This window comes from Sphingopyxis bauzanensis (assembly GCF_002205675.1).
GTDB lineage: Bacteria > Pseudomonadota > Alphaproteobacteria > Sphingomonadales > Sphingomonadaceae > Sphingopyxis > Sphingopyxis bauzanensis.
Window position 1 is genome coordinate 380,076 of sequence record NZ_NISK01000002.1, and the last position, 25,707, is coordinate 405,782.

A 25,707-nucleotide genomic window follows, 5' to 3' on the forward strand; every position below is an offset into this window, starting at 1 on the left:
CCATGACCCGCACCCTCCTATTTCTGCTGGCGCTTGCGCCGGCCGCGACGGCGCATGCCCAGGCCGTCCAGATCAAGCCGCTCGGCGAAGCCCGCCTCCGCTATGAGGCGGTCGATCAGGACGGCCTCGCCGCCAATGCCGAAGCCCACGCGCACTACAACGCTGACGGCTTCGCCACCGACACCGACAAATTTTTGCTGCAACTGGACTGGACGCTGTGATGGAACATCGCCCCCTCAATCCCGAGGCTGACACCCGCGAGCATCTGGTCGTGATCGGCAACGGCATGGCCGGCTGCCGCGCGGTCGAGGAACTTATCGCACGCGACGCCGACCGCTACCGCGTGACGATTTTCGGCGCCGAACCGCGGGTCAATTACAACCGCATCATGCTCTCGCCCGTTCTCGCCGGCGAAAAAAGCTTCGACGATATCGTGATCAACGATGCCGACTGGTATGCAGCCAACGGCATCGCGCTGGTCGCGGGCGATCCGGTTACCGCGATCGACCGCGCGGCAAAGACGGTGACGACGCGCAGCGGCACGACCGAGAGCTATGACCGGCTGCTGATCGCGACCGGTTCCGATCCGTTCATCATCCCGGTGCCGGGCAAGGATTTGCCCGGGGTGATCGCGTTCCGCGACATGGACGATGTCAGCGCGATGCTCGCGGCTGCCGATGCCGGCGGCGATGCCGTCGTAATCGGCGGCGGGCTGCTCGGGCTCGAGGCTGCGCACGGCCTCAGCCTGCGCGGCATGAAGGTCACCGTCATCCACCTGATGCCGACGCTGATGGAACGCCAGCTCGACGAAGCGGCGGGCTGGCTGCTAAAAAATGCGCTCGAAGCGCGCGGCCAGACGATTCTGACCGGCGCTGACACCGCCGAGATTGTCGGCGACGGCAAGGTCGAGGGCGTGAAGCTCAAGGACGGGACGCTGATCCCCGCGAGCCTCGTCGTGATGGCGGTCGGCATCCGCCCGTCCGTAGCGCTGGCACGCGATGCGGGCCTCGCCGTGGGCCGCGGCATCCAGGTCGACGATCATATGGTGACCAGCGACCCGGCCGTCCTCGCGGTCGGCGAGTGCGTCGAGCATGATGGGCAGGTTTACGGCCTCGTCGCGCCTTTGTGGGACATGTGCCGCAGCCTCGCCGACGGGCTCGTCGAACAGCCCAGCGGCTATCGCGGCTCGGTGACCTCGACCAAGCTCAAGGTGTCGGGGATCGACGTTTTTTCAGCGGGCGATTTTTCGGGCGGCGACGGCTGCGAGGATATCGTGCTGCGCGATGCGAGCCGCGGCATCTACAAGCGCGTGATCGTCAAGGACGACCGCATCGTCGGTGCGGTGCTCTATGGCGATACCGCCGACGGCAGCTGGTATTTCGATCTGCTCAAGAAGCAGGACGACGTTTCAGACCTTCGCGACCTGTTGATCTTCGGCCAAGCCTTCGCCGCGGGAGGGGGCGCCGCGGACCCTAAGGCGGCCGTTGCGGCGCTCTCGGACGATGCCGAGATTTGCGGCTGCAACGGCGTCACGAAGGGCCAGGTCGTCTCGTGCATCGCCAAGGGCGCACACAGCCTCGACGCGGTGCGCGGAACATGCAAAGCGTCGGCAAGCTGCGGCAGCTGCACGGGCCTCGTCGAAAATCTGCTCGCGCTGACATTGGGCGACGAGGTGCAGGCCGGGCCAAAGACGATGTGCAAATGCACCAGCTTCGGCCACGACGACGTTCGCCGCGAGATCGTCGCGCAGAACATGCGCTCGATCCCCGAGGTAATGCAGAAACTGCACTGGACGACTCCCGACGGCTGTTCGTCGTGCCGTCCGGCGCTCAACTATTATCTGCTCTGCGCGCTCCCCGGCGACTATGTCGACGACCAGCAGAGCCGCTTCGTCAATGAGCGGCTGCACGCCAATATCCAGAAGGACGGCACTTATTCGGTCGTGCCGCGCATGTGGGGCGGACTGACCAACCCGACCGAGTTGCGCGCGATCGCCGATGTCGTCGAGAAATATGACGCGCCGATGGTCAAGGTGACCGGCGGCCAGCGGCTCGACATCTTCGGGATCAAGAAAGAGGATCTGCCCGCAGTCTGGGCCGACCTGAATGCCGCGGGGATGGTGTCGGGCCACGCCTATGGCAAGGCGCTGCGCACCGTGAAAACCTGCGTCGGCTCCGAATGGTGCCGTTTCGGCACTCAGGATTCGACCGGGCTCGGCGTCAAGATCGAACGGATGAGCTGGGGCAGCTGGATGCCGCACAAGTTCAAGATCGCCGTATCAGGCTGCCCGCGCAACTGCGCCGAGGCGACGATCAAGGATTTCGGCATCGTCTGCGTCGACAGCGGCTACGAGCTGCACGTGGGCGGCAATGGCGGGATTCACGTGCGCGTTACCGACCTGCTCTGCAAGGTCGCGACCGAGCAGGAGGCGATGGATTATTGCGCCGCCTTCATCCAGCTCTACCGCGAGGAGGCGCGCTATCTCGAACGCACCGCGCCGTGGATCGAGCGCGTCGGGGTCGAGAAGATCAAGGCGCGGATCGTCGACGACGCAGCGGGCCGCGAGGCGCTGCGCGCGCGCTTCCTCTACGCGCAAGGCTTTTCGCAGGATGATCCCTGGGCACAGCGCGCCGAGGGCGCCGAGCGCGAGCACCATGCGCCAATGGCGCGCTTCACCCCTCAGGAGCAATTGGCATGACCGGCGATTGGTTGGACATCGGCTGGGTTGATGAAATACCGGTGCGTGGCAGCCGCACCGTGCAAGTTGCGGGCGGCGACGACATCGCGGTCTTCCGCACCGCCGAGGGCAAGGTATTCGCGCTCCGCGACCGCTGCCCGCACAAGCATGGGCGGCTGAGCCAGGGGATCGTCCATGGCGGCGCGGTCGCCTGCCCGCTGCACAATTGGCGGATCAGCCTGTCGACCGGGGAAGCACTCGGCGAGGACAAGGGCTGCACGCCGACGGTGCCGGTCAAGATCGACGCTGGCCGCGTCCTCATCTGCCGCGCGAGCACGCTCAAGGCCGCGGCCTGATGGGCGACGCGGTCCGCACCACCTGCGCCTATTGCGGCGTCGGCTGCGGCATCCGCGCGGCGGTGACCGGCGAGCGCCAGGTCGAGATCGCAGGCGACCCCGACCATCCGGCCAACTACGGCAAACTTTGTTCCAAAGGCACCCATCTCGGCGAGACCGTTGGGCTCGAAGGCCGCCTGCTCCATCCCATCATCGGGAGCAAACGCGCCAGCTGGGACAAGGCGCTCGACCTTGTTGCAAGGAAGTTTAAGGAGACCATCGCGCGCCACGGGCCAAACAGCGTCGCCTTCTATGTCTCAGGGCAATTGCTGACCGAGGATTATTATGTCGCCAACAAGCTGATGAAGGGCTTCATCGGCACCGCCAACATCGACACCAATTCACGCCTTTGCATGTCGAGCGCCGTCGCGGGGCATATGCGAGCCTTCGGCGAGGACATCGTGCCGGCGACCTATGACGATCTCGATGCTGCCGACCTGATCGTCCTTGTCGGATCGAACACCGCCTGGTGCCACCCGATTGTCTATCAACGCATCCGCGCACGCTGCGAAGCGGGGGCCAAGCTTGTCGTCATCGATCCGCGCCGCACCGAAACCGCCGACGAGGCCGACCTGCATCTCGCGATCCGCCCCGGCAGCGACGTCGCGCTGATGAACGGGCTGCTGCAATATTGCCGCGAGGCAGGCATTGTCGACGAGGTGTATCTCGCGGCGCATGTCGCGGTGCCGGACGGTTTCTGGGACGAGCTTGGAGGGGGGAACGACCTGTGGTCGGTGGCGCGGACGTGCGACGTCAACGCTGCCGACCTCAGGCGTTTCTTTGAGCTGTTCGCCGCCCATCCGCGCACTGTCACGATGTTCAGCCAGGGGATCAACCAGGCGACGGCCGGGACCGACCAGGTCAACGCGATCCTCAATCTCCATCTCGCTACCGGCCGGATTGGCAAACCGGGCGCCGCGCCATTCTCGATCACCGGTCAGCCCAATGCGATGGGCGGCCGCGAGGTCGGCGGGCTGGCGACGACGCTTGCCGCGCATATGGATTTCGCGCCCGAGAACCGCGAGCGCGTCCAGCGTTTCTGGGCCGCGCCGACGATCGCCGAAAAGCCGGGGCTCAAAGCCGTCGACATGTTCCGCAGCATCGGCGAGGGGCGGATCAAGGCGCTGTGGGTGATGGCGACAAACCCCGCGGTGTCGATGCCCGACGCGAACCGGGTGCGCGAGGCGCTGAGCGCCTGCCCCTTCGTCGTCGTCAGCGACGTGATCGAACATACCGACACCGGCGCCTTTGCCCACGTCCGCCTGCCCGCCGCGGCATGGGGCGAAAAGGACGGCACGGTCACCAACAGCGACCGCATGGTCAGCCGCCAGCGCGCGCTGTTTCCGCTGCCGGGCGAGGCGATGCCCGACTGGTGGATCATCAAGGAGGTCGCACGGCGCATGGGGTGGAAAACCGCCTTCGCCTATGACCGTCCCGCCGACATCTGGCGCGAGCATTGTCGGCTCTCGACCTATGACAATGACGGCAGCCGCCTGTTCGCGCTGTCGGGTGCGGCGCAGGGTGGCAACGCCGGTTATGACCATATGGCACCGTTCCGCTGGGGCGGCGCTCACCCGTTCGCCGACGGCCGTTTTTCGACCGTCGACGGCCGCGCGCGGCTGGTCGGGGTCGTCCAGAAAGAGCTGCCCGAACCGCTCGCCAAATGGCCGCTGACGCTCAACACGGGACGCTACCGCGACCAGTGGCATAGTATGACCCGTACCGGCCACGCTCCCAAGCTGGCCCGCCACCGCGAGGAGCCGCTGGTCGAGGTCCATCCCGACGATGGTGCACGGCTTGGGCTCAGCGACGGCGGCCTCGCGCGCGTCGATACGCCGCAGGGCGACAGTATTTTTCGCGTCGCCTTTCATGACGGCCAGCGGCGCGGCGAGATGTTCGTGCCGATCCACTGGACCGACCGTACGAGCAGCGGCGGCCGAACCGGACTCCTGTCCCGCCCGCTGGTCGATCCGGTGTCGGGCCAGCCTGGGTTCAAGCGGACACCGGCATCGATCGCGCCGGTCGCGGCAAAATGGCGCGGCTTCCTGTTGCTGGCGCGCGACATCACCGATCGCCCCGCCTGCCTGTGGGCGACCCGCGTCGCGGTCCCGTCGGGCGCGCTGTGGGAACTTGCAGGCAACAGCGATCTGCGCGTCATCGAGGCGCTGCTGCCCAAGGGCGAGCGCATCGAGGCACAGGACGCCGCGCGCGGCACCCGCCGGATCGCAGTAATCGCGAACGGACGCCTCGCCGGGGCGCTGTTTGTCACCGAAACCGGCGAGTTGCCGCCGCGCGACTGGCTGATTGCGCAGCTTTCCGCCCCGCAGGTTGCGCCGACCCTCCTCGCAGGCCGCGCCCCCGGTGTGCAGGTCGACTGCGGCCCCGTCATCTGCGTCTGTTTCGATATCGGACTCAAGACCATCGCAGCCGCGATCCGCGACCAGGGGCTTGCCAATGTCGCCGCGATCGGCGCCGCGATCGGCGCGGGCACAAATTGCGGGTCGTGCCGCCCGGCGCTCGCCAAACTCATCGCCGAGGAGAAAATCCATGCCGCATGACGATTTCGCACCGGGAAGCGTGTGGCTGGTCGGCGCCGGTCCGGGTGATCCCGAGCTGCTGACGATGAAAGCGGTACGGCTGATCGAGAGTGCCGACATCGTCTTTACCGATGCGCTGGTCAGTCCCGACATTCTTGCACTCATCCCGCCGGGCGCCGAGCGCATCAGCGTCGGCAAGCGCTCCGGTCGCCATTCAAAAGACCAGCGCACAATCGACGCGATGCTCGTCGAGGCAGCGGCAGCAGGAAAAAGGGTCGTGCGCCTGAAGGGCGGCGACCCGTCGATCTTCGGCCGCTCGGCCGAAGAGCTTCGGGCGCTTCGCGCGGCCGGCTTTCCGGTCTACATCTGTCCCGGTATCACCACCGCCTGCGCTGCAGCCGCTTCCGCTGGAATATCACTTACCCTCCGCGGTATCGCGCGCGACGTCCGCTTCGTCACCGCGCACAGCAAACGCGGCGCCGCGCTCGACATCGACTGGGTTTCGCTCGCGGGCGGCGGCTCAACGCTCGCATTCTACATGGGGCGCGACGCGGCCGCAGAAATTATGCGAGGCCTCATGCGCGCAGGCATGCCCGGTGCGATACCCGTGATGATTGCATGCGATGTGAGCGGTCCCAAGGAGCGGCGGCTCGCGACGCGACTGGACCTGCTTGAACTGGCAACAAAATCCTTTGCCGCCGATGCACCAACGCTGATCCTGGTTGGGGCAGCCGTCGCGCATGCCGAGGTCGTATCTGCCGGTCTCGATATGGTCGCCCGGTCGGCACAGGGGTGAGGCGTGACATGAGCGCCGCAAATCAGTGCACCGAATAGGCCGATCGCAGCCAATCGGCCGCGGGAAGCGCGGAGAGCGCGGCGATAGGCGTGCCTCACGCCGAGGGCGAAACTGAAACGCCGGACATCGAACTACAAGTTCCGGTCGGGTTTGACTGAAGACGATTATTCGATCGACGCGCGCCGCGTGTGAGCGAAAAACTTATGCTTGCCGTAACGGAATTTTTCTGTAGGCAAGCCTCTTAGGACCGCATGTATCTTTCCGGCGCGTGGGAGTGCCGTGAAGATATCAGCGCTGAGCGTAGCTCGGCAATAGCGTGTGGTTCGGCTTTCGATCGGACCCGCGCTCATGGGAGGACGGGCCTGATGGAGAGCAGTGACTATCCCCTTGCGGCGGACACAGCGCGCATCCACGACATCGACGATATGGCCCTGAGCGATCGCCGCGGAGCGGAGCGCCATCGGACGGTATGCCGCATTGCGCGCGTCCAGCGTGCGGACGATGTGGGTTTGTGGCGCGTGCGCAATATTTCAAACGAGGGGCTGATGCTCGCCGCCGACACGTCAGCGACGGTCGGGGAAACGCTCGGCATTTCGCTGTCCGAAACGATTGTCTTGCGCGGTACGATTGTCTGGGCGGAGCGCGGTTTCTTCGGCGTGGCGTTCGATCGGCCAATTGACGTCGTCGCGGTGCTACGAAAGCTCGCCGACGAGCAGCGCGCAGACGGCTACCGGGCGCTCAGACTGCCGGTCGAGGTCGAGGCGGTCCTTGCGCTGAGGGATGGCGCCCGTCCGATCGACCTCGTCGATATCTCGCAGCATGGTGCGGGCTTTCGCTATGACCGCGGGCTCGAACCCGGCACCGAGGTCGATTTGATCCTCCCGGGTGGCGAGACGCGCCGCCGGGCACTTGTGCGCTGGTCACGCGGCCAGCGCGGAGGCCTTTGGTTCACCCAGCCACTTGATCGCGCTGCCCTGGAGAGCATCGCGCTCTGGCGGCGGTAGCGAGGCCGCGCCCGTCGAAAACCAAGTCGAAAGCCATACTCATGACCCCGGGAAATGCAGACTGTAACGAAAATCATGCGTGGCGACGACGCTCGAACATCCCTGTGTGCGTTGGAAAGATGATGTCGCGCGGGGGCGAGCAACCGCTTTTCATCCGGGCCGGCTTCAACTTGGTGCGAACGTCCCGGAAGATGGCTCGAACAGCTCTAGCGCAGTCTCAACGCCCGGTCCCACCGCCCCAATGTTTTGGCAATCAATCCCCGAGTTGAAATACCGGTGCCGCAACCCCACAGCGCGGCATCGGCAGGACGGCGCGAGCAAGTTGGTCCTTCTCGCGCCGTCCGTTTGACTTCAGCCCCTTCTATGCTCGCGAACGATCGCTCGGCCGATCCACCCGCCGCGCGAGGGCGCTGATCGATCCGACTGGAGTGTCGCAAGGCCCAAACACCTTCCTCAAGACAATCGCTTGCCGCCGGCGGTCGGCCCGTTTCCGGATCATGTTCTCGAACGGCTGACCCTCAACGATATGTTAACGATCATTGGTCATCGTCTCCCCATGAGGCGGTCGGATTACCCTGCGCCAGTTGCGCGCTCGGCCCGATTCAGGGGCTTCCCGAACCCTGCCGCGCTTCCGCTTCCCGTCTACCGCGAATTTATCGACATGCTGTACGGCATGGCGCTGCCGATCTTCGGATTTGGCATGGTCTTTGTAGGCATATGCCTCCTGGTTGCCCGCGAGCTGGGTAACCCCCTCCTCGTTGGCCTCGCGGTGCTAGGTGCCCTGGCAACCGTTTTGCGCCTGGCGGCTCTCCGCGCCTACCGGCGCGCGTCACCGGTCGGCGATTTCGAGGCGCTGATGCGCTGGGAGCAGCGCTATCCGATCGGGAACTATGCTCTCGCGGCGTTCATCGCCATTCTCAATGTCGCCGCGATCTCGGCTCATGAGCCGATGCTTCACCTCCTCACGGTCAGCCTGGTGTTCGGCTTCGGCGCGGGCATCGTATCGCGGATAGCCGCACGGCCAAAAGTCTGCGTCATAAGCCTTCTGCTCGCGACCTTGCCAACAATCGCTGCGCTCGCCCTGCATGCGCTCCAACCGCACCCCGATCCGCTGCATACGCAATTGTTTCTGATCGAAGCCTTCATCGTCGCAATGATCACCGGGCTCAGCCTCCAGACCGTCGCGCATCTTTACCGCTCCGCGGTCGAGCATCACACCGCGCGGCATGACATGGCGCTGCTCGCCAAGACCGATGCCCTGACCGGGCTCGCCAACCGCCTCTCGCTCCGCGAGCATTTTCAGGGGCGCATGGCAGCGGCAAGGCGCACCGACAGCCAGGTCGCGGTGCATTTTCTCGATCTCGACGGATTCAAGGCGATCAATGATCATCACGGACATCCTGCCGGGGACGCGGTCTTGCGGGAAGTCGCGCGGCGGCTCGAGGCGATGGTTCGTAGCGAAGATGTGATCGCGCGGCTGGGCGGCGACGAGTTCATCGTCTTGCAGGCGGACCTGGTGCAGGACACCGAAGCCGAATTGCTCGCGCGCCGGATCATTCGGGAAATCAGCAAGCCCTATCGGGTCGAGGACAACCTCCTGACCATCTCGGTTAGCGTCGGGATCGCGACAGCGCCCAAGATGGGCCTGGAGCTCGAGAGACTGCTCGCCTGCGCGGACGGGGCCCTTTACCGAGCCAAGGCCAGTGGAAAGGCCCGGGCTCTGTTCTGCGTAGAGGTTGACCTGGTCACGGCTGCCGCAGCCTAAGGCGCCATTCGCGGCGCAACTCCCAAGGCGGCGAGGCGCGCCGCTCCTCCACGCCATCTTACCGGTCACGCGTTGCAGATTGCGACCGGGCCGGTCGCAAGAGCAATCTTCGAAAACCGTCGGCTGCAGCCGGGATGGCCGGGACGTTGGGACCAACCAGTCGCCCCGGCCCGACCGCCACTTCGTGGGGGAGGAGGCGGCCGTAAGCTTACTCGTCGCTGATAGCGCTACCATTACGGGCCAAATCGCAGGCCGCGTCTCCTGAATGGCCTTGAGACGAATGGCTTTCAGGAGACGGGGTTGCAACCACTACGCCGTACAGCCGCCATCGTTGCCAAGGCGACAAATTTTAAAGAGCGGACGCTCTCCACAAGGACATCGCGACGACGTCACACGAACACCATGAATTGAAGACAAGCCACCACTCGGTCTGCCGATCAGTACCCTTTGAAGTGGCCGCGCGGGAGATCGCCAAACCTGGAACCGCAAAATGGGTCCGCTGCACCTTATGGGCGGCTCATCCACCCAGCATCCCGGGCCGCCCGTTCGCCGCGAGCGTCCAGCGCATCGCGGCGCATCATTGCGGCTGCCGCCGCTGCGAGTTCGCCTGAAGAGGCCTGCCGATAATCGCCGCTCCCCCCCTCGCCCGCCAACGTCCGCTCCAGCCGCCAGTGATCGCCTTCGCGGCAACCGATTCCGTCAAGTCCTGGACTTTCGAAACTGCGGCAATAGCGGCCCGCCTTGTCTTCGAAGCTGACGCCGATCCGCACCGCGGCGCCCGCGGACTGATTCGAGGCAAGCTGCGTTTCAAGCGCCCTGGCGAGCGATCCCGCTGCGATCAGCGCGCCATTGTCGGTCTGGACATCGCCGGCGGGGATCCAGGGGCGCAGCCCGATCGTCAGGCCGAGCACGAGCGACGCGGCGATGGCACCCCAATGCAGGGTGCTGAAACGCGAGCGCCGGGCCGCGCGGCGATCAGCCAGGCTGGTATCGAGCTTGGGGCCATCGGCGAGCAGCGACCGCAACCGCTCGGGCACGGGCTCATCGCAAATCGGGGCATAATGCTCCGCCAGCTGCGCCCTGAGCGCGCGGTGGCGGACGATTTCGGCGGCGAGTGCCGCGTCGGTTTCGGCCGCGCGCTCGATCCGCCGCGCGGTCAGGTCGTCGAGTTCGCCATCGACGAAGGCCGCCACCATTTCGGGGTCAAAGCTCATGCCGCCTCTCCCAGATAAAACATCAATGTCTCGCGCCCGCGGGCGAGGCGCGAGGTGACCGTGCCGATCGGCACGTCGAGTATCTCCGCCGCTTCGCGATAGGCATAGCCTTCGACGAGGATGAGCATCACAATCTCACGTTGTTCGTCGGGGAGCCTCGCCATCGCACCGCCGACATCGCCCCGTAACGCGCCAGCCTCCACCTCGGCCGCCCCATCGCCCGCGACTTGCGTGACCGCGTCGTCGATCGGGCTGTGAACGCCGCGCCGGCCCGCGGCGCGGCGCTCGTCGATCCAGAGATTGCGGGTGATGCGGTACATCCAGCTGTCCAGTCTCGTTCCTTGTTGCCACTGATCGCGCGATTTCAGCGCGCGCTCGATCGCGGCCTGGCACAAATCATCGGCGTCGCTTGCATCGCGCGCCAGCCCGCGTGCGAACCGGCGCAGGCGCGGCAATAATTCGACCAGTTCCTCTTCGAAGCGCATATTCGCCTTTTCGTCAGGTTCGAGGAATAAACGACACCACCCTATCGTTTCTTCCCCGCCATGCTAAATTTTTCAGGCCGCAAGGGGTTTCGGCATCGGTTAGCCCCGTCTGCGCAAGGAGAAGCGATGCGACAATGGACCGCCCTGATCCTGATCTTCGCCGCGCTGATGCCGGGATCGGTGCCGCGCGGCGTGGCCCAGGTCGCGCTGCCTTCCGTTCAGCTTCCCGATGCCACGCGGATGCTTCCGCCCTTGCCAAATCTCGGGACAGAGCCGCTGGCGCGCGTCGGCGATACGCTCGCCGACGTACGGCTCGAGAGGATCACGAACCTGCTGCGCGACCAGCGCGACCGGATCGAACCCGACCGCAACGGCGAGCCCGCAGTGCGCGGTATATTAGTCGCGACCGGCGTCGACGATGCGATGATCGTGCGCGCGGCGGAAAAAGGCTTCCGCCTGCTGGACCGCGAACGGATCGAGGGCCTGGGCCTCGACATCGTCCGCTTCACGGTTCCGGGTGGGCGCAGCCTTGCCCGCGCGCAGAAGCAGCTTGCCAAGCTGCTCCCCGATGCCGAGGTCGATGCCGATCACCTTTATTTCGCGGGCGGTCCCGGCGGCCTGCTCCCCGCCGCCACGCTCGCGGCGGCCTCCACTTCCGGCAAAGCGTCGCTCGGACTGATTGACGGCGGCGTTGCCGCGCATCCATCGCTGGCGGGGCGCGTCGCGCAGCGCGGCTTCGCTGCCGGCGCCCCCGCCGCAAGCCGGCACGGTACCGCGGTTGCCTCGCTGCTTGTCGGGACCGGAACGGTGCGCGGTTCGGCGCCCGGACAGAGGCTGCTCGCCGCCGACGTCTATGGCACCGATCCTGCGGGCGGCAATGCGAGCGCCATCGCGCGCGCGCTCGGCTGGCTCGCGCAAAACGGTGTGGCGGTGACGACGATCAGTCTCGTGGGACCTGACAACAAGCTGCTGGCGGTTGCCGTTTCGCGGGCGCAGCAGCGCGGGATGCTCATCGTCGCGGCGGTGGGCAACGACGGTCCGGCCGCGCCGCCCGCTTATCCCGCCTCCTACCAAGGCGTTTTCGCGGTGACCGGGGTCGATGCACGCAATCGCGCGCTTCCCGAGGCGGGACGCGCGCGCCATATCGATTTTGCCGCGCCCGGCGATGCGGTGCTGGCGGCCACCGGGCTGGCCTCGGCCGACAGGCTGCGCGGCACCTCCTTTGCGGCGCCGCTGGTCGCGGGACGGCTCGCGCTTCGCTACCCTGCACCGGCCGTTGATCGCATCGGTCCTGCCGTCGCCGCGCTTGTCATGGAGGCGCACGACCTTGGCAAGCGGGGCCGCGACGAGATCTATGGCCACGGCCTGATTTGCGGCGATTGCGGCGGCCGCTGACCCGCCCGACATTTTTTCGGAAGAAATTCGAACGCGCTATCGTTCTTCCGGGCAGGCCCTCCCCTCCGGGCCGCACGACGAAGGAGAAGCACAATGGCACATCGTATTTTCACCTCGGCGCTCGCGATCGCCGCATCGGCGATGGCGTTTTCGGCGCCCGCCTCGGCGCAGCTGCTCGGCGGCAGCGGCGGGCTTGGCGGCAATCTGGGCGGAACGCTGGGCACCACGCTCGGCAACCCCACCGATCGGATCGGCGGCACGCTCGGTACCGCAGGCGATATCACCGGATCGGGCCGCGGCGACGCCCGCGTCGATCGCCGCTCTGGCCGCGTCCAGGGCAAGGGCAGCGCCGACGCGAACGGTAACGGCTCAGCCAATGGCAACGCTGACCTGCTCGGCAGCACGATCGGCGGCAGCGCTGCCGGATCGGGCCGCGCGTCGGGCGGTGGCAGCCTCGACGCGCAAGCGGTCGGCACCGATTTCGTGGGCCAGACCGCACGCGGCGTTGTCGGCACCGCACGGGACACCGCTTCGACCGCAACCGGCACCGCGCGCGGTGCGGCCGGGACTGTCCGCGATCGGGCCGGCACCGCGCTGCCAGGCGTCTCAGGCAGTGCCAGCGGCGCCGGCTCGGCCGCGGGCAGCTTCCAGGGCGGCCTTGGTCAGCTCGCCGCTGCGGGCAGCGGCGCGGCCAGCGGCAACGGCATGTTCGCCGTCGCGCCCGGCATGCCTGTCACCGACCCGCGCGGCAAGGTAATCGGTTATGTGCAGGAGCTGCGTCAGAGCGGGCGCGGCGTTGTCGAGGCCGTGACCGTCGAGGTCGGCAACCGCACCGCGACGCTCCCCGCTGCCAGCTTTGCCGGTTCGGGCGACGTATTGGTGAGCGGGATGACGAAAGGCCAGCTCAAGAAAGCGGCCGAGCAGCAGGACGCCAGCGAGGATTGACCGAAGGGGCGATCGGCAACGACCCCGATTTACGCCGATCGTAAACTGGGCGGGCCGCCACGTGGCCCGCCCCATTTTTGTGCGCGGATAGGCGAATGTCGTCAAACATTCTTGTGCGCCGTGATCCGCGCGCCGCGCCAGACGCAAATCGCTGCACCATTGGTGCGATCTGCACGTCCGACCCTGCGGGTCGAATGCCTTGGTTGCCCCGTCGCCTGGGTCGCAAAGCGACGGGGCTGCAAGATCTATTGCCGAAAGCTGCTAAAGGTTCCGGACACACCGCAGTGCCGCCGCCCATATGCGGGATTTAGGCACGAAGACTGCCGCCATGCGATGTCGAATGTCTACCCTTGCAGCTCCGCTGCGATCGGGCAAAAAAGGCGGCATGACGCGCGACATATATGTCCTGTTCGATGTGAAGCGTGCACGGCGGCGGCGAACGATGCGGTTGGCGGTCAGCGCGTTCATGAGCGGTGTCGCACTTGGCGCAGCCATCCTGTTTTTACCCCCGCTTTTGGCGCCCGCGGCCGCTCCCCCCGTCGAGAGTGAGGCACTGGTCGCGAGGACCACTGACGCGCCGCCTGCGCAACCTGCGCAATCGAACACGCCAGTCGCTGCTGCGGAGATGCGTGATTCCGTCGAAGCCCAGCGATCTGACTGCAGCCGTATAGTTGTACATGATGGCGACACCTTCCGATGCGGCGGGATGAAGGTCCGTCTGGTGGCAGCGAGCGGTCCCGTCGATGCACCCGAGTTTGACACCAGCCCGCGCTGCGAGGCGGACCGTGATGGATGGTGCGACCAGGACCTGGCCGAGCGCGCACGGAATTGGCTCGATGATATGCTTAGTGGCGGGCCGGTCCAGCTAAATTGCACCGGCTCGGATCGTTATGGCCGCGCGCTTTGCCGTGCTTCGGTGAATGGCCGCGACGCTGGAGATGCGTTGGTTGCCGAAGGTTTCGCCAAGATTGAAGACCGCTGGCGGTGAAATGCCGCGCGAATAATTGATCCAAAATGGAATGGCCAAAGCACGTCGGCCAATCACGATTTGCCGATACGCCCGGAGGGTGAAGATTTTGGGATCTGCCAGATCAGGACCGCTTCCCTGCTTATTTCGAGCATTTGTTCGGCATTAACCATGTCGGTGTATGGTGGGGCTGGGTGGGATCCGTGCAAACCGAGATTCTCGGATCTCAGGAGACGAAAAATGAACATGTCCGTCCACCGCAACTCCGCGGTCAACCATATACAGCGTCCAAAACCAGTAAATTTCGGGCAGCTAAATTCCGCAATTGTGCGCGGTGATCTTGAGGCTGCCCAGGCGAATGTCGCGGCGCTTCAAGGGTCCGACAGTAAATCCGCTTTGGCTGTCAAAGCGTCAGGGCAGCTGGGCGCCCTGGAAACCGCCATCGCGTCAGGTGATGCGAGTGCTGCGCGCTCAGCGCTCGCTGATTTCCGCAAAGAGCGTGGCCATCGCACCGAATTGGCTGCTGCGCTCGTGAATCCGGCGCCGACGACCGCGCCGCCGGCCGAGGAGGCCATTTCGCTCGTGACCGGTTCCCAGCCTATCGATCTTCGCGAAGGTTAATCGCATGATTGGGCGTTGAAGCTCAAAGTCTCCGCGCAACCGCCATGTGCGGCAAGTGGATAACCGATGACGTGCCGCTCGACTGGGCGCGACGTCGGCAGGGCGGCGCGGGCCAGTTGGTCCGTCTCGCGCCGCCCGCTTTGTCACGCGGCATTTAACTCGCCGCGATCGAAGTGCTGCTCCGCAAGCCGTCTCCAACGCCGCGCCGCGACCCAAGGCTGACGTCGTGAGCACCCATATGCTCGCCAGCCGTTACCTCGCTCACGCGCGGATCGACCGGGCGTAGGCTTTGGTCGGCGCGATCGTCAGCGCGCACCGGTCGTGGTCGCTTATCCTCCCACCGAAACGAGCCCTTGCAGATTGTCCATCGGCAACAGGCCGGTAACGACCTGTTGGCGGCGCGCGATGTTGGTCGCGACGAGCGTATCAATCTCATAGACATCGACGCGTCCCTTGAGTCCGACGAGCTGGTATAGCCAACGGCCGTCGGCGCTGATCGCCAGGTCGACATAGCCGTCGGCATTGGCAAGCGGGCTCGTCGCTGCCGGGTCGGCAGCGATGCCGGTGGCAACCAGACCTGCCATGCCGCCACTGGCGATCGTCCCGTCGACGTTTAGTCCATAGCCCGAGATCGTGGCACTGGCCGAAGTGGCCACCCAGAAAACCGAATAGATCGGGGAATAGACAAGAAATCCGGCCTGGGTCGGGCCTGAGCTTGTCGTCGGACCGAGCAGGAAATCCTGCGATCGTGGGAGCAAGCTGCCGTCGGCCGCAATTTCCCAGGTTGAGACCGAAGCGGTCTGGAGCGCCGCGAAAGTAGCCGATGGAATGCCCGTCGACGAGACCGTCCTCGCTTCGGCTGCGATCACGAATTGGCGGTTGCCGACCGACCAGGTTTCGATTCCAATGGCATTCGGCAAATGCCGTCCTGCTGCGTTGCCGAACTGCGTCGACATGCCGGTGCCGGTTGGCGCGGCGGCGAACCGGCCGTCATCCTCGATACGGAAGGTCGATATTTCGGCCGCGGTTGGCTGCGGCAGCTGCGGTGACCCGGCATTGACCGAGGAAGCGAGGAGCCAGTTGCCATCGGCTGTCACCTCAAGATCGGCCGGACGGCCACCAAGGCTGACCGAAACGCCCGCAATGCGGGCCAGCGCGCCCGTCGCAGGATCGATCGTCATCGCCGTGATATTTCCGCTCTGATTTGGCGGGGCGGTGAAGCTCCCATCCTCATCGGCATTGGCGACGTAGACGACGCCGTCGCGATAAGCGAGGCTGATCGGGGCCGTTCCGCCGCTCGGTTCGACGTCGATCTGCGACAGGCTGTAGTCGGCGTTGATGCGAAAGCTGGTCACGTCATTCGAACCGGCGTTGACGACCAACAGGAAACGATCATCCACAGCGATGATCGAATCCTCTGCGATCAACGAATTGAGGCGGGGCGGCGTCGATGAGAAACTCGCGCGGCCGGTTCCGCCGGTTTCATAGGCATCGAGCGGCACGAGCGTTCCGTCGGCCCGGCGGCCGAAGCCGACGACCCAATTGCCCCCCGGACCATTGTTGTTCGTTCCCGCATAGACGGCGCCGACAAAGGTCGAAGGTGTCGGCGTCGGTGCTGGTGTCGGCGTGGGCGTTGGTGCTGGCGGTGGCAAGACCACGGCGCTACCACCATCGGACGAGGAATCTCCGCCACAAGACGCAAGCAAGACCATCAGCATCAACGCCAATGTGACGGGCTTTCTGGCGATCGGATCATGTTGCATAAATCACCCCTTCGGCTTTGCTGTGTCTTGTCAGCAGGGATCGGATAAGGCCATGATGGAGAACCGATGATTTCATGACGGTCGGAAGGGGCGTGACGGGGGTGTCTAGCGAGCCACTTAATCCGAACAACCTGGCCCCGCGTCCCGACTTTGCCTTGGGGGGTGTGACGATCAGCCCGTCGATGCGCAGCATCAAGGGCGCGTCGGGCCAAGCCGTCGTCGAACCCCGGATAATGCAGGTGCTCGTCGCGATGGCCGAGGCGCCTGGCCGCCTCGTTACCCGTGACGACCTGCTATCGCGATGCTGGAACGGAACGGTCGTCGGTGATGACAGCCTGAACCGAGCGATAGGTGGACTGCGGCGGGCCTTGAACACCGCGACCGACAACGGCTTGCGGGTCGAAACAGTCCCCGGTTCAGGCTATGCGTTGCTGGTCGCTGACAACAGCGAGCTTACAGCACATGCGATCGATGAAGGCTGGCAGAGCTGGAAGCTGGGAGCGCCTTTCGTCGACCATGGCGCCCTCGCGGCGCTTCGCGCGGCGGCGGCGGCGACACCGCAGCAGGCGGAAGTCCAAGGGATGCTGGCCCTGATCCTGCGCAATGGCGCCGAATATGCCGACCTCGATCTTTGTTCCCAGTTGGTACGCGAATGCGAGGGCGCCGCGGCGCGCGCTCTGGCGATTGACCCGACACAATCTCACGCTCGCGCGGCTCTGATCGGACTGCCGCCGCTGTTCGGTGACTGGATCGAGCGCCGCCGAAAACTCATCGGCGCATTGGAAGAAAGCCCCGACAATATTGTCGCGGCGCATGATCTTTGCATGCTCGAAATGGCGACAGGACGGCCGAGCGAGGCGGCCGCAATTGGCAGCCGTTTGATAGCGATTGAGCCTCTCGCAGCGACGTTGCACTACAAACTGAACTACCAACTCTGGTCGACGGGCCAGTTGACTGCCATGGACCGAATTGGCGACCGCGGCATGACCTTATGGCCGCGCCATCCGGCGATATGGTTTGCCCGGCTGTGGAGCCTTGCCTTCACTGGTCGGGTTCGGCAGGCGATCCAGCAACTCGGCGATACGGCGGCGCGGCCCGACCTGCCCGGGCCCGCGCTCGTGACACTCGAGGTTACGCTGGCGGCGCTTGCCGATCCCGGCGACGCGGCCCGGCACGCGCAGGCAGTGGAGCGAAACCTGCTATCGGCCGAACAGGGTCCTGCACAGGGACTGGCGGCGGTAATTCACCTCGCTGGACTTGGCGAGGTTGAGGCGGCATTGCGCGTTGCGGATGGATATTTATTGCGCAGCGGACCCGTCAGCGTCGGATTGCACAAGACGGTGTCCGATCCGTCGGTGACCGACCAGCATCGCCGCGTCACCCAGATGCTGTTTCTGCCGGTTACGTCGGCCCTTCGCGAACATCCACGCTTCCTGCCGCTATGCGAGCAAATGGGGCTCGCCGACTATTGGGACGCAACGGGTGTTATTCCCGATTTCCTGGCACGATCGGAATAGCTCTGGTTCAGATGGCCGGACTTGCCTTCTCCGCCTTGGCCCTCGCCGCAACCGTCAACTTCTTGCTCTGATCGATGAAGCTTGACCCTTGTTATCGCCTGAGAGGGAAGTTGGCCGATTATTGTCACGCAGCATTTCTGCCGGGAACGATTATGCGAACGTCATCGCGTGGGTAAACGACCGATCTTCGCGGCGAGGCAATCGGCGCGCTCGAATGCGCCCAAAAAGACCGATGCCAAATTTGTTTGGAGGCCGTTGGCCTCAAGCGTCGATTACAGCCGGTCCATGCGAAGCCAGCGTTTATTACCAAGCCAAGCTTTCGACAAAGCCCTGTCTGCAGCGGCCGCCTCAAGTTTGTGGCCCTGCGCCGCTTCGCTGCGAGAGAGCCCGTAGAGCGCCCAGCCATTATTGGGCGTCTGCGCAAGCGCTCCGCGAAAGGCGTCGCTCGCGTCGCTATAGCGGCGCGCCTGAAAGAGCGCCGCGCCCAGTGACTGCTTGACCGGATAATACCAGTACGTCGGCTCTTGATATGGGAGACGGCCCTCGATCTCGATGGCTTGCCGGTAAAAATCGATTGCCTCGTCATAGCGGCCCCGCGCCGACGCGAAACGGCCGCGGGCGACCAGTTCGGCGAGCATCGCCAAATCTGCCGCGGGCACACCCTGATCGATCATGCCCTTCATCGCACCCGAACCCCGCAGCCGGGCCATTGCCGCCATTTCCTTATCAAATCCGGCTTGATCGCGAAGCCGGGCGTAGGCGATGCTCCGCGCATAATGTCGCATCGCGGTCGGATAGGCCAAGCGCGCGTCGGGCTCAGGCATTGCCAGAATGGCCTTCGCATCGGCGAACTGCGCCATTGCCATATAAGGCGCTGCGTCGATGGATTGTATCCACGCTATCCGCTCGGAGGTATCCGGATTGAGCACAGTCCTGAGGCGCCGGGCCTCGCGGATCGCGGTTCGCATGTCGCCGGCCATCTGCGCAGATGTCACGATGAAGTGAATATTGTGCGGATAATAGCCGTAACGCACCAGGCCATTGTCGCCGGCGCTGCGCATGAACGCTTCATCCGCACGCGCGGCCGCGACGTTCACGCGGATCGAGTCGGCATGGCGACCGCGCTGCTGATAGATATGGCCCGGCATATGAACGAGATGCGCGGCGCTCGGCGCTAGCGGGTTTGCCAGTCGGTCAGCTGCGGCTTCCGCACGCTGCGGATCGCTGGCTTCCATGAGATGGATATAAAGATGGTTCGCCTGAACATGGGCTGGATTGCGGCGCAAGACGGCTTCAATCAGCCGCACCGCTTCGCCGCTGCGTCCCACAGACGTCTTCTTGTCCGCTTCCCAATAATTCCACGGGCTGGTGTCCATCGCCGCCTCTGCGGCGAGCACCGCCACATCGTCATCGCCGGGAAAGCGGCGCGCGACGTCAAGCATGGCGTCGGCATAGCTGGCGTCGAGCGCGGCACGGTCCATGCCGGGATCGCGCGAGTACCGACGCGCCACCGCTTCGATCAGCGCCCGCTCCACGGGAATCGCACCGGCGCGCAGAGCCATCGCGCGGTCCATGGCATCGAGTGCCGCAGCGTGGTCGCGATCGTCCATCGGCGCGTTGATGTTCGGGCCGAGCGCGACGGCTTCGCCCCACCAGCACATCGCACAATTCGGATCGCTGCGTTGGGCTTCGCGAAAGGAGCGAACCGCCCCGGCATGGTTAAAGCCGTAGGTCAGCAGCAGGCCCTGGCTGAAATAGCGCCGGGCCTGCGTATCGCGCGTCGAAACCGGGAATGACGAAGAAGTCAGATCGGAAAAGAGGGGTATCGTCCCGCCCTCACTGGCGGGTGCGGCAACTGCCGCAGCGATGAGGAGCTCGTTGGCCAGCGTCGAACCCGCACGCCGCGCGCCACAATAGAAGTTGGCCAGCCGACTGGGATCCAGCGCTTCGAGAGCGGCGATGGAATAACCCGGCGCAGGTGCAAAACTGGCGAGAGAAAATCCGATACCGACGATCATGGCGGCCTTGAACGGATGATGCATCACGATCCCCCTTTTTTGCGAAGGCGAACTTCAAATGACGTTACCAATCTATCATGAAATTTCACCGCTCCAAAACGCATAATTCCTGGGACAGATACTGCAATTCCACGCGGTGCGGCCCAAATTCAGCTTAGCAGAGAATCTAAGCTGCCGCCCGTTTCGGCCCGTTGAAAACCCGCATTATTGCCCGTCGCGAACGCCCGTCCGGTCGATTATTCCGGTGTCGAGGAGAGGTGCGGCATCTAGGTCGCCTGCGCCTAGGATGACAGCGAGCCGCTCTGTGCCGGCCAAAATCATCGCCTGTTCCCACATTGGAAGTGCAGCGAAGCGTTCGGCGAAGATTTCCTGCAACATGTCCGGAGCGTCGGCGAGCCGTTGGCGCCCTTCCGCCGTCGCGTTCAGCAGGATCTGCCGCTTGTCGCGCTCGCCGCGCGTCCGCGTGACCAGCCCGAGGTCGACGAGCCGATCGGCGATGGCGGTGATCGTCGCATGACTGAACTGCAATCGCTGGGCGATTGAGCCCGGCGTGACCTCGTCGCGCGCTTCGACTTCGCGCAGGACGAGCAGCTGCGACGGGGTAAGCCCGGTTGCCGCGGCCAGCTTGCGATTGCCGCCGTCGGTCGCGCGCAAAATCCGGCGTAGTGCTTTCAAGGTGGCATTGGCGATCGCAGCTTCCATCCGCCCCTGTTAGCTGCGCGGCGCCTGCGCACCAATGGCAAATTTTTGCACCGCTGGCGCAACAATATACTTCAGATATCGAATTATATTCCCGGCTCGGGGGTTGATTGATCTGGCAGAAATCCTATATTTACGCCACATTCCGCTGGGCACCACATAGCTGGTTCAGCAGTTTATTTCAGGAGATGAATTATCTTGTATCGGCAAAAGGACGACGTGTCCTTGCCCTCGCAACCCGATTTGAACGCAGAGCCATCGTCCGGGGCATCGCTGCGTTTTCGCCCGCCGGTCAGCACCGACGGCCCGGCGGTTACCGCGCTCATCTCCCGCTGCCCGCCGCTCGATCGCAATTCGGCTTACTGCAATCTGATTCAGTGTACGCATTTTGCCGACCAGTGCGTGATCGCCGAACTCGGCGACCGGATCGTCGGCTGGGTTTCGGGGCATCGCCCTGCGTCGGACCCCCGTGCATTCTTCGTCTGGCAGGTTGCTGTCGCGGCCGAAGGACGCGGCAAAGGCCTGGCCAGTCAGATGATCAAATCACTGCTCACCCGTTCCGCGCAGCATGACGTCACCCATCTGATCACGACGATCACCGACGGCAACAAGGCCTCGTGGGCGCTTTTTCGCGGCCTTGCCCGGGACTGGGGTGCCGAGCTGGAGCGCAGCGCGCTGTTTGAGCGCGAGGCGCATTTCGCCGGCGCTTATCCGACCGAATATCAGGCCCGCATCGGGCCTTTGACCTTTAGCAAGATTCAGAAAGCCCAGGGGTAATTAAATGAATATGTCACCGAAACCGTCCGGCACGATTCCGGACCGGAAAATCTATGAGCGACGCGAATCCGGCGTGCGCAGTTATGCGCGCTCGATGCCTCGTCAGTTCGGCAGGGCCCAGGGCGTGTGGATGCATGACGACCAGGGCGGCCGCTACCTCGACTTCCTGTCGGGTTGCTCGACGCTCAACTATGGCCACAATCATCCGCTGCTGAAACAGGCGCTGCTCGACTATATCGCCGCCGACGGCATCACCCACGGCCTCGACCTCCACACCGACGCCAAGGAGGACTTCCTGCGCGCGTTCGAAGAGGTGATCCTGACCCCGCGCGGGCTCGATTATCGCATGATGTTCACCGGCCCCACCGGCACCAACGCGGTCGAGGCCGCGATCAAGCTCGCGCGCAAGATCACCGGGCGCGAGATGGTCATCGCCTTCACCAACGGCTTCCACGGCATGACATTAGGCGCGCTCGCCTGCACCGGCAACGCCGCCAAGCGCGGCGGCGCCGGGGTGCCGCTCAGCCATGTCGCGCATGAACCCTATTACGATTATTACGGCCCCGAGGTCGATACCGCCGAACTGCTCGAACAACGCCTGTCCGACCCGTCGAGCGGGCTCGATGCGCCCGCCGCGATTCTCGTCGAGACCGTTCAGGGCGAAGGCGGCCTCAACGCCGCATCGCCCGAATGGCTGCGCCGGATCGCCGAGATTGCCAAGGCGCATGGCGCGCTGCTGATCATCGACGATATTCAGGCCGGGTGCGGCCGCACCGGCGGCTTTTTCAGCTTTGAAGGCATGGGCTTCACCCCCGACATTATCACCATGGCGAAATCGCTGTCAGGCATGGGGCTGCCCTTTGCGTTGACGCTGTTCCATCCCGAACTCGACCAGTGGTCGCCGGGTGAGCATAATGGCACGTTCCGCGGCAACAACCACGCGTTCGTCACCGCGACCGCGGCGCTCCGCCATTTCTGGAGCGGCGACGAATTCCAGCGCGACGTTGCGCGCCGCGGCGCTCTACTCGAAACGCGGCTCGATCGGATCGCGGCCGAGCATGGGTTCGAAACGCGCGGACGCGGAATGATGCGCGGCGTCAACACCGGGTCGGGCGAACTGGCCTCTGCGGTCACCGCGGCCTGTTTCGACGCCGGCCTGATTATCGAAACCAGCGGCGCGCACGACGAAGTGATCAAGGTGCTCGCGCCGCTGATCATCGACGACGCGACGCTCGCGACCGGGCTCGATATCCTCGAAACCAAATTCCGTCAGGCGATGGCCGCCGATTACGCCGTCGCCGCCGAATAACACAGGAGAATATACCATGATCGTTCGCAATTTGAACGCCATTCGCAAGACCGACCAGAATGTCCGCTCGGACGGCTGGGCCAGCGCCCGCATGCTGCTCAAGGACGATGGCATGGGCTTTTCCTTCCACATCACGACGCTGTTCGCGGGGTCGGAGCTGAAGATGCATTATCAGAACCATCTGGAATCGGTGTTCATCCTGAAAGGCACCGGCACGATCGAGGATCTGGGCACGGGTAAGACACACAAGCTGGAACCCGGCGTGATGTATGCGCTCAACGACCATGATCGCCATATCGTGCGCCCCGAGACCGACATATTGACCGCCTGCGTCTTCAACCCGCCGGTCACCGGTAAGGAAGTGCATGACGCGAGCGGCGCTTATCCGGCCGACACCGCGCCCGCGCGCGAACCCGTTCCCGCCGACTGACATCCATCCAGACCATGAAAGGGGGACGTCCCATGACCGACATCTACCCATCCCGCCAAGCGTCTGCCGCCGAGATGCGGCCGCGCCAGGATCCTGTCGTCCATAGCGAATGGAGCGACGATGCGCCGATCGGCGTCGAACAGGCCGCACAATTCGACCGTGACGGCTATATCGTGCTGGAAGATCTTTTTTCGGACGACGAGGTGACTTTTCTGCAGCGCGCCGCCGGCAAGCTGCTCGCCGACCCGTCTGCGCTCGACGACGACACAATCGTGACCGAGCCGCAGAGCAACGAAATCCGCTCGATCTTTGAAATTCACCGGCAGAACGCGGTGATGGCGCGGCTCGCTGCCGACGCGCGGCTCGCCGATGTCGCGCGCTTCCTGCTGGGCGACGAAGTGTATATCCACCAGTCGCGTCTGAACTACAAACCCGGCTTCAAGGGCAAGGAATTTTACTGGCACAGCGATTTTGAAACCTGGCATGTCGAAGACGGCATGCCGCGGATGCGCGCGCTGTCGATGTCGATCCTGCTCGCCGAAAACACCCCGCACAACGGGCCGTTGATGGTCATTCCGCGCTCGCACAAAACCTATCTGACCTGTGTCGGCGAAACCCCCGACGACCATTATCTGAGCTCGCTGAAAAAACAGGAATATGGCGTGCCCGACGAGGACAGCCTAACCGAACTGGCGCACAAGCATGGCATTGTTGCCCCCACCGGCAAGCCGGGAACGGTGATCCTGTTCGACTGCAATCTGATGCACGGATCGAACGGCAACATCACCCCCTTCCCGCGCGCCAACGCGTTCCTGGTCTATAATGCGGTCAGCAACCCGCTGGAAAAACCGTTCGGGGTCGAAAAGCCCCGGCCGTGGTTCCTCGCCAATCGCGACGAACCCGCGCCGCTGACGCCGCAACGCGGATCACTGGTCGAAACGGTTGCGGCATGACCGGGCGGCACAGCGTCGAAAAGATCGGCGGCACGTCGATGGCGGCGACCGCGACATTGTTCGACAATGTCCTGATCGCAGGTCGGTCGGGCGCCGATCTCTATAGCCGCATCTTTGTCGTCTCGGCCTATGCCGGGATGACCGACCTGCTGCTCGAGAACAAAAAGACGGGCGTTCCCGGCGTTTATGGGCGTTTCGTCGCCGATGACGCCGCCGACGGTTGGCGGGGCGCAATGCGCGAGGTTCATCATGCGATGCACGCGCGCAATGCCGCCATGTTTGCCCGCGACGAAAGCCGCGCCGAAGCCGATGCCTTTGTCGATCGCCGGATCGCCGCGGTCACCGCCTGCCTCGACGATCTCGCCCGGCTGCGCAGTCATGGCCGCTTCTGCGTCAAGGAGCAGCTGATGACGGTGCGCGAATTGCTCGCCGGAGTTGGCGAAGCGCATAGCGCGCACAGCACCAGCCTGTTGCTGCGCGACCGCGATGTGAATGCGCAGTTCGTCGACCTGACGCTGTGGGATCAGGACGACCTCAGCAGCCTCGACGCGCGGATCGGCGACGCGTTCGCCGACATCGACCTGACCACCACCCTGCCGATCGTCACCGGCTATGCGGGCTGCGAGGGCGGCATGGTTCGCCGCTATGCGCGCGGCTACACCGAAATGACCTTTTCACGGCTCGCGGTGGTCACCGGCGCGCGCGAGGCGATCATCCACAAGGAATTTCACCTGTCGAGCGCCGACCCGAAGCTGGTCGGCGAGGACAAGGCGCGCAAGATCGGCCGGACCAATTACGACGTCGCGGACCAACTCGCGAACCTCGGCATGGAAGCGATCCATCCCGGCGCGGGGCGCGGCCTGCGGCAGACCGATATTCCGCTGCGGGTGCGCAATACCTTCGACCGCGAGGACGAAGGCACGCTGGTGACGGGGCATTATGTCTCCGACGTTCCGCGCGTCGAAATCATCACCGGCATCCGCCACATGCAGGCGCTGCAATTTTTCGAACAGGATATGGTCGGGGTCAAAGGCTATGATACCGCGATCCTCGGCGCCTTGGAGCGCCACGGGCTGTGGATCGTCAGCAAATCGTCGAACGCCAACACGATCACCCATTATCTGCTCGCCAGTGCCGATGCGGTGAAAAAGGTGATCGCCGACCTGCAAAAGGATTATCCCGATGCCGCCATTTCGGCGCAGCCGGTGGCGATGGTGTCGGCGATCGGCAGCGACATCTCGCGCCCCGGCCTGGTCCCCGATGCGCTGCGCGCGCTCGACGATGCCGGCATCACGATGATCGCGATGCAGCACCAGATCCGCAATGTCGATATCCAGTTTATCATCGATAGCCGCGACTTCGACAACGCCGTCCGCGTCCTCCACCGCGCCCTGGTCGAGGACGAAGCCGAAGCCGCGAAGGACCGACGCGCCGCCTGAC

General features: G+C 64.6%; 22 protein-coding genes. 17 read left to right on the forward strand and 5 right to left on the reverse strand.

Going from position 1 to position 25,707, the window contains the following annotated elements; genetic code table 11:
• Window positions 1-2 precede the first annotated feature (2 nt).
• From CDQ92_RS08395 to CDQ92_RS08425, 7 genes are all read left to right on the forward strand, one after another.
• A complete protein-coding gene (locus CDQ92_RS08395) occupies window positions 3-221 on the forward strand; it encodes a hypothetical protein (protein WP_088440946.1) in 219 nt (72 codons plus the stop codon).
• The gene (gene nirB / locus CDQ92_RS08400) at window positions 221-2,698 is read left to right on the forward strand and encodes a nitrite reductase large subunit NirB (RefSeq protein ID WP_088440947.1); all 2,478 of its coding nucleotides are present in this window, start codon (window positions 221-223) and stop codon (window positions 2,696-2,698) included. Before CDQ92_RS08395 ends, nirB begins: the two co-directional genes overlap by 1 nt.
• Complete coding sequence (gene nirD, locus CDQ92_RS08405) at window positions 2,695-3,033, forward strand: nitrite reductase small subunit NirD (RefSeq protein ID WP_088440948.1); 339 nt, start codon at window positions 2,695-2,697, stop codon at window positions 3,031-3,033. The genes nirB and nirD overlap by 4 nt, the downstream gene beginning before the upstream one ends.
• Entirely contained in the window at window positions 3,033-5,630 is a 2,598-nt protein-coding gene (locus CDQ92_RS08410) for a nitrate reductase (RefSeq protein WP_088440949.1), read from the forward strand. The genes nirD and CDQ92_RS08410 overlap by 1 nt, the downstream gene beginning before the upstream one ends.
• Complete coding sequence (cobA, locus tag CDQ92_RS08415; protein ID WP_088440950.1) at window positions 5,620-6,405, forward strand: uroporphyrinogen-III C-methyltransferase; 786 nt, start codon at window positions 5,620-5,622, stop codon at window positions 6,403-6,405. Before CDQ92_RS08410 ends, cobA begins: the two co-directional genes overlap by 11 nt.
• 365 nt (window positions 6,406-6,770) lie before the next feature.
• Complete coding sequence (locus tag CDQ92_RS08420) at window positions 6,771-7,409, forward strand: PilZ domain-containing protein (RefSeq protein WP_088440951.1); 639 nt, start codon at window positions 6,771-6,773, stop codon at window positions 7,407-7,409.
• 556 nt (window positions 7,410-7,965) lie between these two features.
• Entirely contained in the window at window positions 7,966-9,174 is a 1,209-nt protein-coding gene (locus CDQ92_RS08425; RefSeq protein WP_229667137.1) for a GGDEF domain-containing protein, read from the forward strand.
• 506 nt (window positions 9,175-9,680) lie between these two features.
• Here the strand turns inward: CDQ92_RS08425 and CDQ92_RS08430 are convergent.
• Window positions 9,681-10,388, reverse strand: coding sequence for an anti-sigma factor (locus CDQ92_RS08430; RefSeq protein WP_088440952.1), 708 nt, complete (start codon window positions 10,386-10,388; stop codon window positions 9,681-9,683).
• Window positions 10,385-10,873, reverse strand: coding sequence for an RNA polymerase sigma factor (locus CDQ92_RS08435; protein WP_088440953.1), 489 nt, complete (start codon window positions 10,871-10,873; stop codon window positions 10,385-10,387). Before CDQ92_RS08435 ends, CDQ92_RS08430 begins: the two co-directional genes overlap by 4 nt.
• Before the next feature lie 126 nt (window positions 10,874-10,999).
• Here CDQ92_RS08435 and CDQ92_RS08440 point away from each other — a divergent pair, with 126 nt between their 5' ends.
• The 4 genes from CDQ92_RS08440 (at window position 11,000) to CDQ92_RS08455 (ending at window position 14,801) form a co-directional block, all read left to right on the forward strand.
• Complete coding sequence (locus CDQ92_RS08440; protein ID WP_088440954.1) at window positions 11,000-12,268, forward strand: S8 family serine peptidase; 1,269 nt, start codon at window positions 11,000-11,002, stop codon at window positions 12,266-12,268.
• A gap of 93 nt (window positions 12,269-12,361) precedes the next feature.
• A complete protein-coding gene (locus tag CDQ92_RS08445) occupies window positions 12,362-13,213 on the forward strand; it encodes a hypothetical protein (protein ID WP_188682270.1) in 852 nt (283 codons plus the stop codon).
• A gap of 385 nt (window positions 13,214-13,598) precedes the next feature.
• A complete protein-coding gene (locus tag CDQ92_RS21630) occupies window positions 13,599-14,201 on the forward strand; it encodes a thermonuclease family protein (protein ID WP_229667135.1) in 603 nt (200 codons plus the stop codon).
• Window positions 14,202-14,420: 219 nt separating this feature from the next.
• Window positions 14,421-14,801, forward strand: coding sequence for a hypothetical protein (locus CDQ92_RS08455; protein ID WP_144035723.1), 381 nt, complete (start codon window positions 14,421-14,423; stop codon window positions 14,799-14,801).
• A 329-nt stretch (window positions 14,802-15,130) separates the two neighbouring features.
• Here the strand turns inward: CDQ92_RS08455 and CDQ92_RS08460 are convergent, their stop codons facing one another.
• Window positions 15,131-16,564, reverse strand: a complete 1,434-nt coding sequence (locus CDQ92_RS08460) for a beta-propeller fold lactonase family protein (RefSeq protein WP_144035724.1) — start codon at window positions 16,562-16,564, stop codon at window positions 15,131-15,133.
• Window positions 16,565-16,656: 92 nt separating this feature from the next.
• Between CDQ92_RS08460 and CDQ92_RS08465 the strand changes: the two genes are divergently transcribed.
• Window positions 16,657-18,081 (forward strand): winged helix-turn-helix domain-containing protein, encoded by a 1,425-nt coding sequence (locus CDQ92_RS08465; RefSeq protein WP_158213807.1) that lies wholly within the window; start codon window positions 16,657-16,659, stop codon window positions 18,079-18,081.
• A 272-nt stretch (window positions 18,082-18,353) separates the two neighbouring features.
• Here the strand turns inward: CDQ92_RS08465 and CDQ92_RS08470 are convergent, their stop codons facing one another.
• Together CDQ92_RS08470 and CDQ92_RS08475 are read right to left on the reverse strand one after the other, a co-directional pair.
• On the reverse strand, window positions 18,354-20,123 hold the full coding sequence (locus CDQ92_RS08470) for a tetratricopeptide repeat protein (RefSeq protein ID WP_144035725.1): 1,770 nt from the start codon (window positions 20,121-20,123) through the stop codon (window positions 18,354-18,356).
• 180 nt (window positions 20,124-20,303) lie between these two features.
• Window positions 20,304-20,801 (reverse strand): MarR family winged helix-turn-helix transcriptional regulator, encoded by a 498-nt coding sequence (locus CDQ92_RS08475; protein ID WP_169714551.1) that lies wholly within the window; start codon window positions 20,799-20,801, stop codon window positions 20,304-20,306.
• A gap of 195 nt (window positions 20,802-20,996) precedes the next feature.
• Here CDQ92_RS08475 and ectA point away from each other — a divergent pair, with 195 nt between their 5' ends.
• From ectA to CDQ92_RS08500, 5 genes are read left to right on the forward strand one after another with little or no spacing between them, the layout of a single operon-like run.
• On the forward strand, window positions 20,997-21,575 hold the full coding sequence (ectA, locus tag CDQ92_RS08480; protein WP_308423593.1) for a diaminobutyrate acetyltransferase: 579 nt from the start codon (window positions 20,997-20,999) through the stop codon (window positions 21,573-21,575).
• Window positions 21,576-21,579: 4 nt separating this feature from the next.
• Window positions 21,580-22,884, forward strand: a complete 1,305-nt coding sequence (gene ectB, locus CDQ92_RS08485) for a diaminobutyrate--2-oxoglutarate transaminase (protein ID WP_088440958.1) — start codon at window positions 21,580-21,582, stop codon at window positions 22,882-22,884.
• 16 nt (window positions 22,885-22,900) lie between these two features.
• The gene (locus CDQ92_RS08490) at window positions 22,901-23,314 is read left to right on the forward strand and encodes an ectoine synthase (protein WP_088440959.1); all 414 of its coding nucleotides are present in this window, start codon (window positions 22,901-22,903) and stop codon (window positions 23,312-23,314) included.
• A 32-nt stretch (window positions 23,315-23,346) separates the two neighbouring features.
• The gene (gene thpD / locus CDQ92_RS08495) at window positions 23,347-24,267 is read left to right on the forward strand and encodes an ectoine hydroxylase (RefSeq protein ID WP_088440960.1); all 921 of its coding nucleotides are present in this window, start codon (window positions 23,347-23,349) and stop codon (window positions 24,265-24,267) included.
• On the forward strand, window positions 24,264-25,706 hold the full coding sequence (locus tag CDQ92_RS08500) for an aspartate kinase (protein ID WP_088440961.1): 1,443 nt from the start codon (window positions 24,264-24,266) through the stop codon (window positions 25,704-25,706). Before thpD ends, CDQ92_RS08500 begins: the two co-directional genes overlap by 4 nt.
• The last annotated feature ends 1 nt before the right edge of the window (window position 25,707 follow it).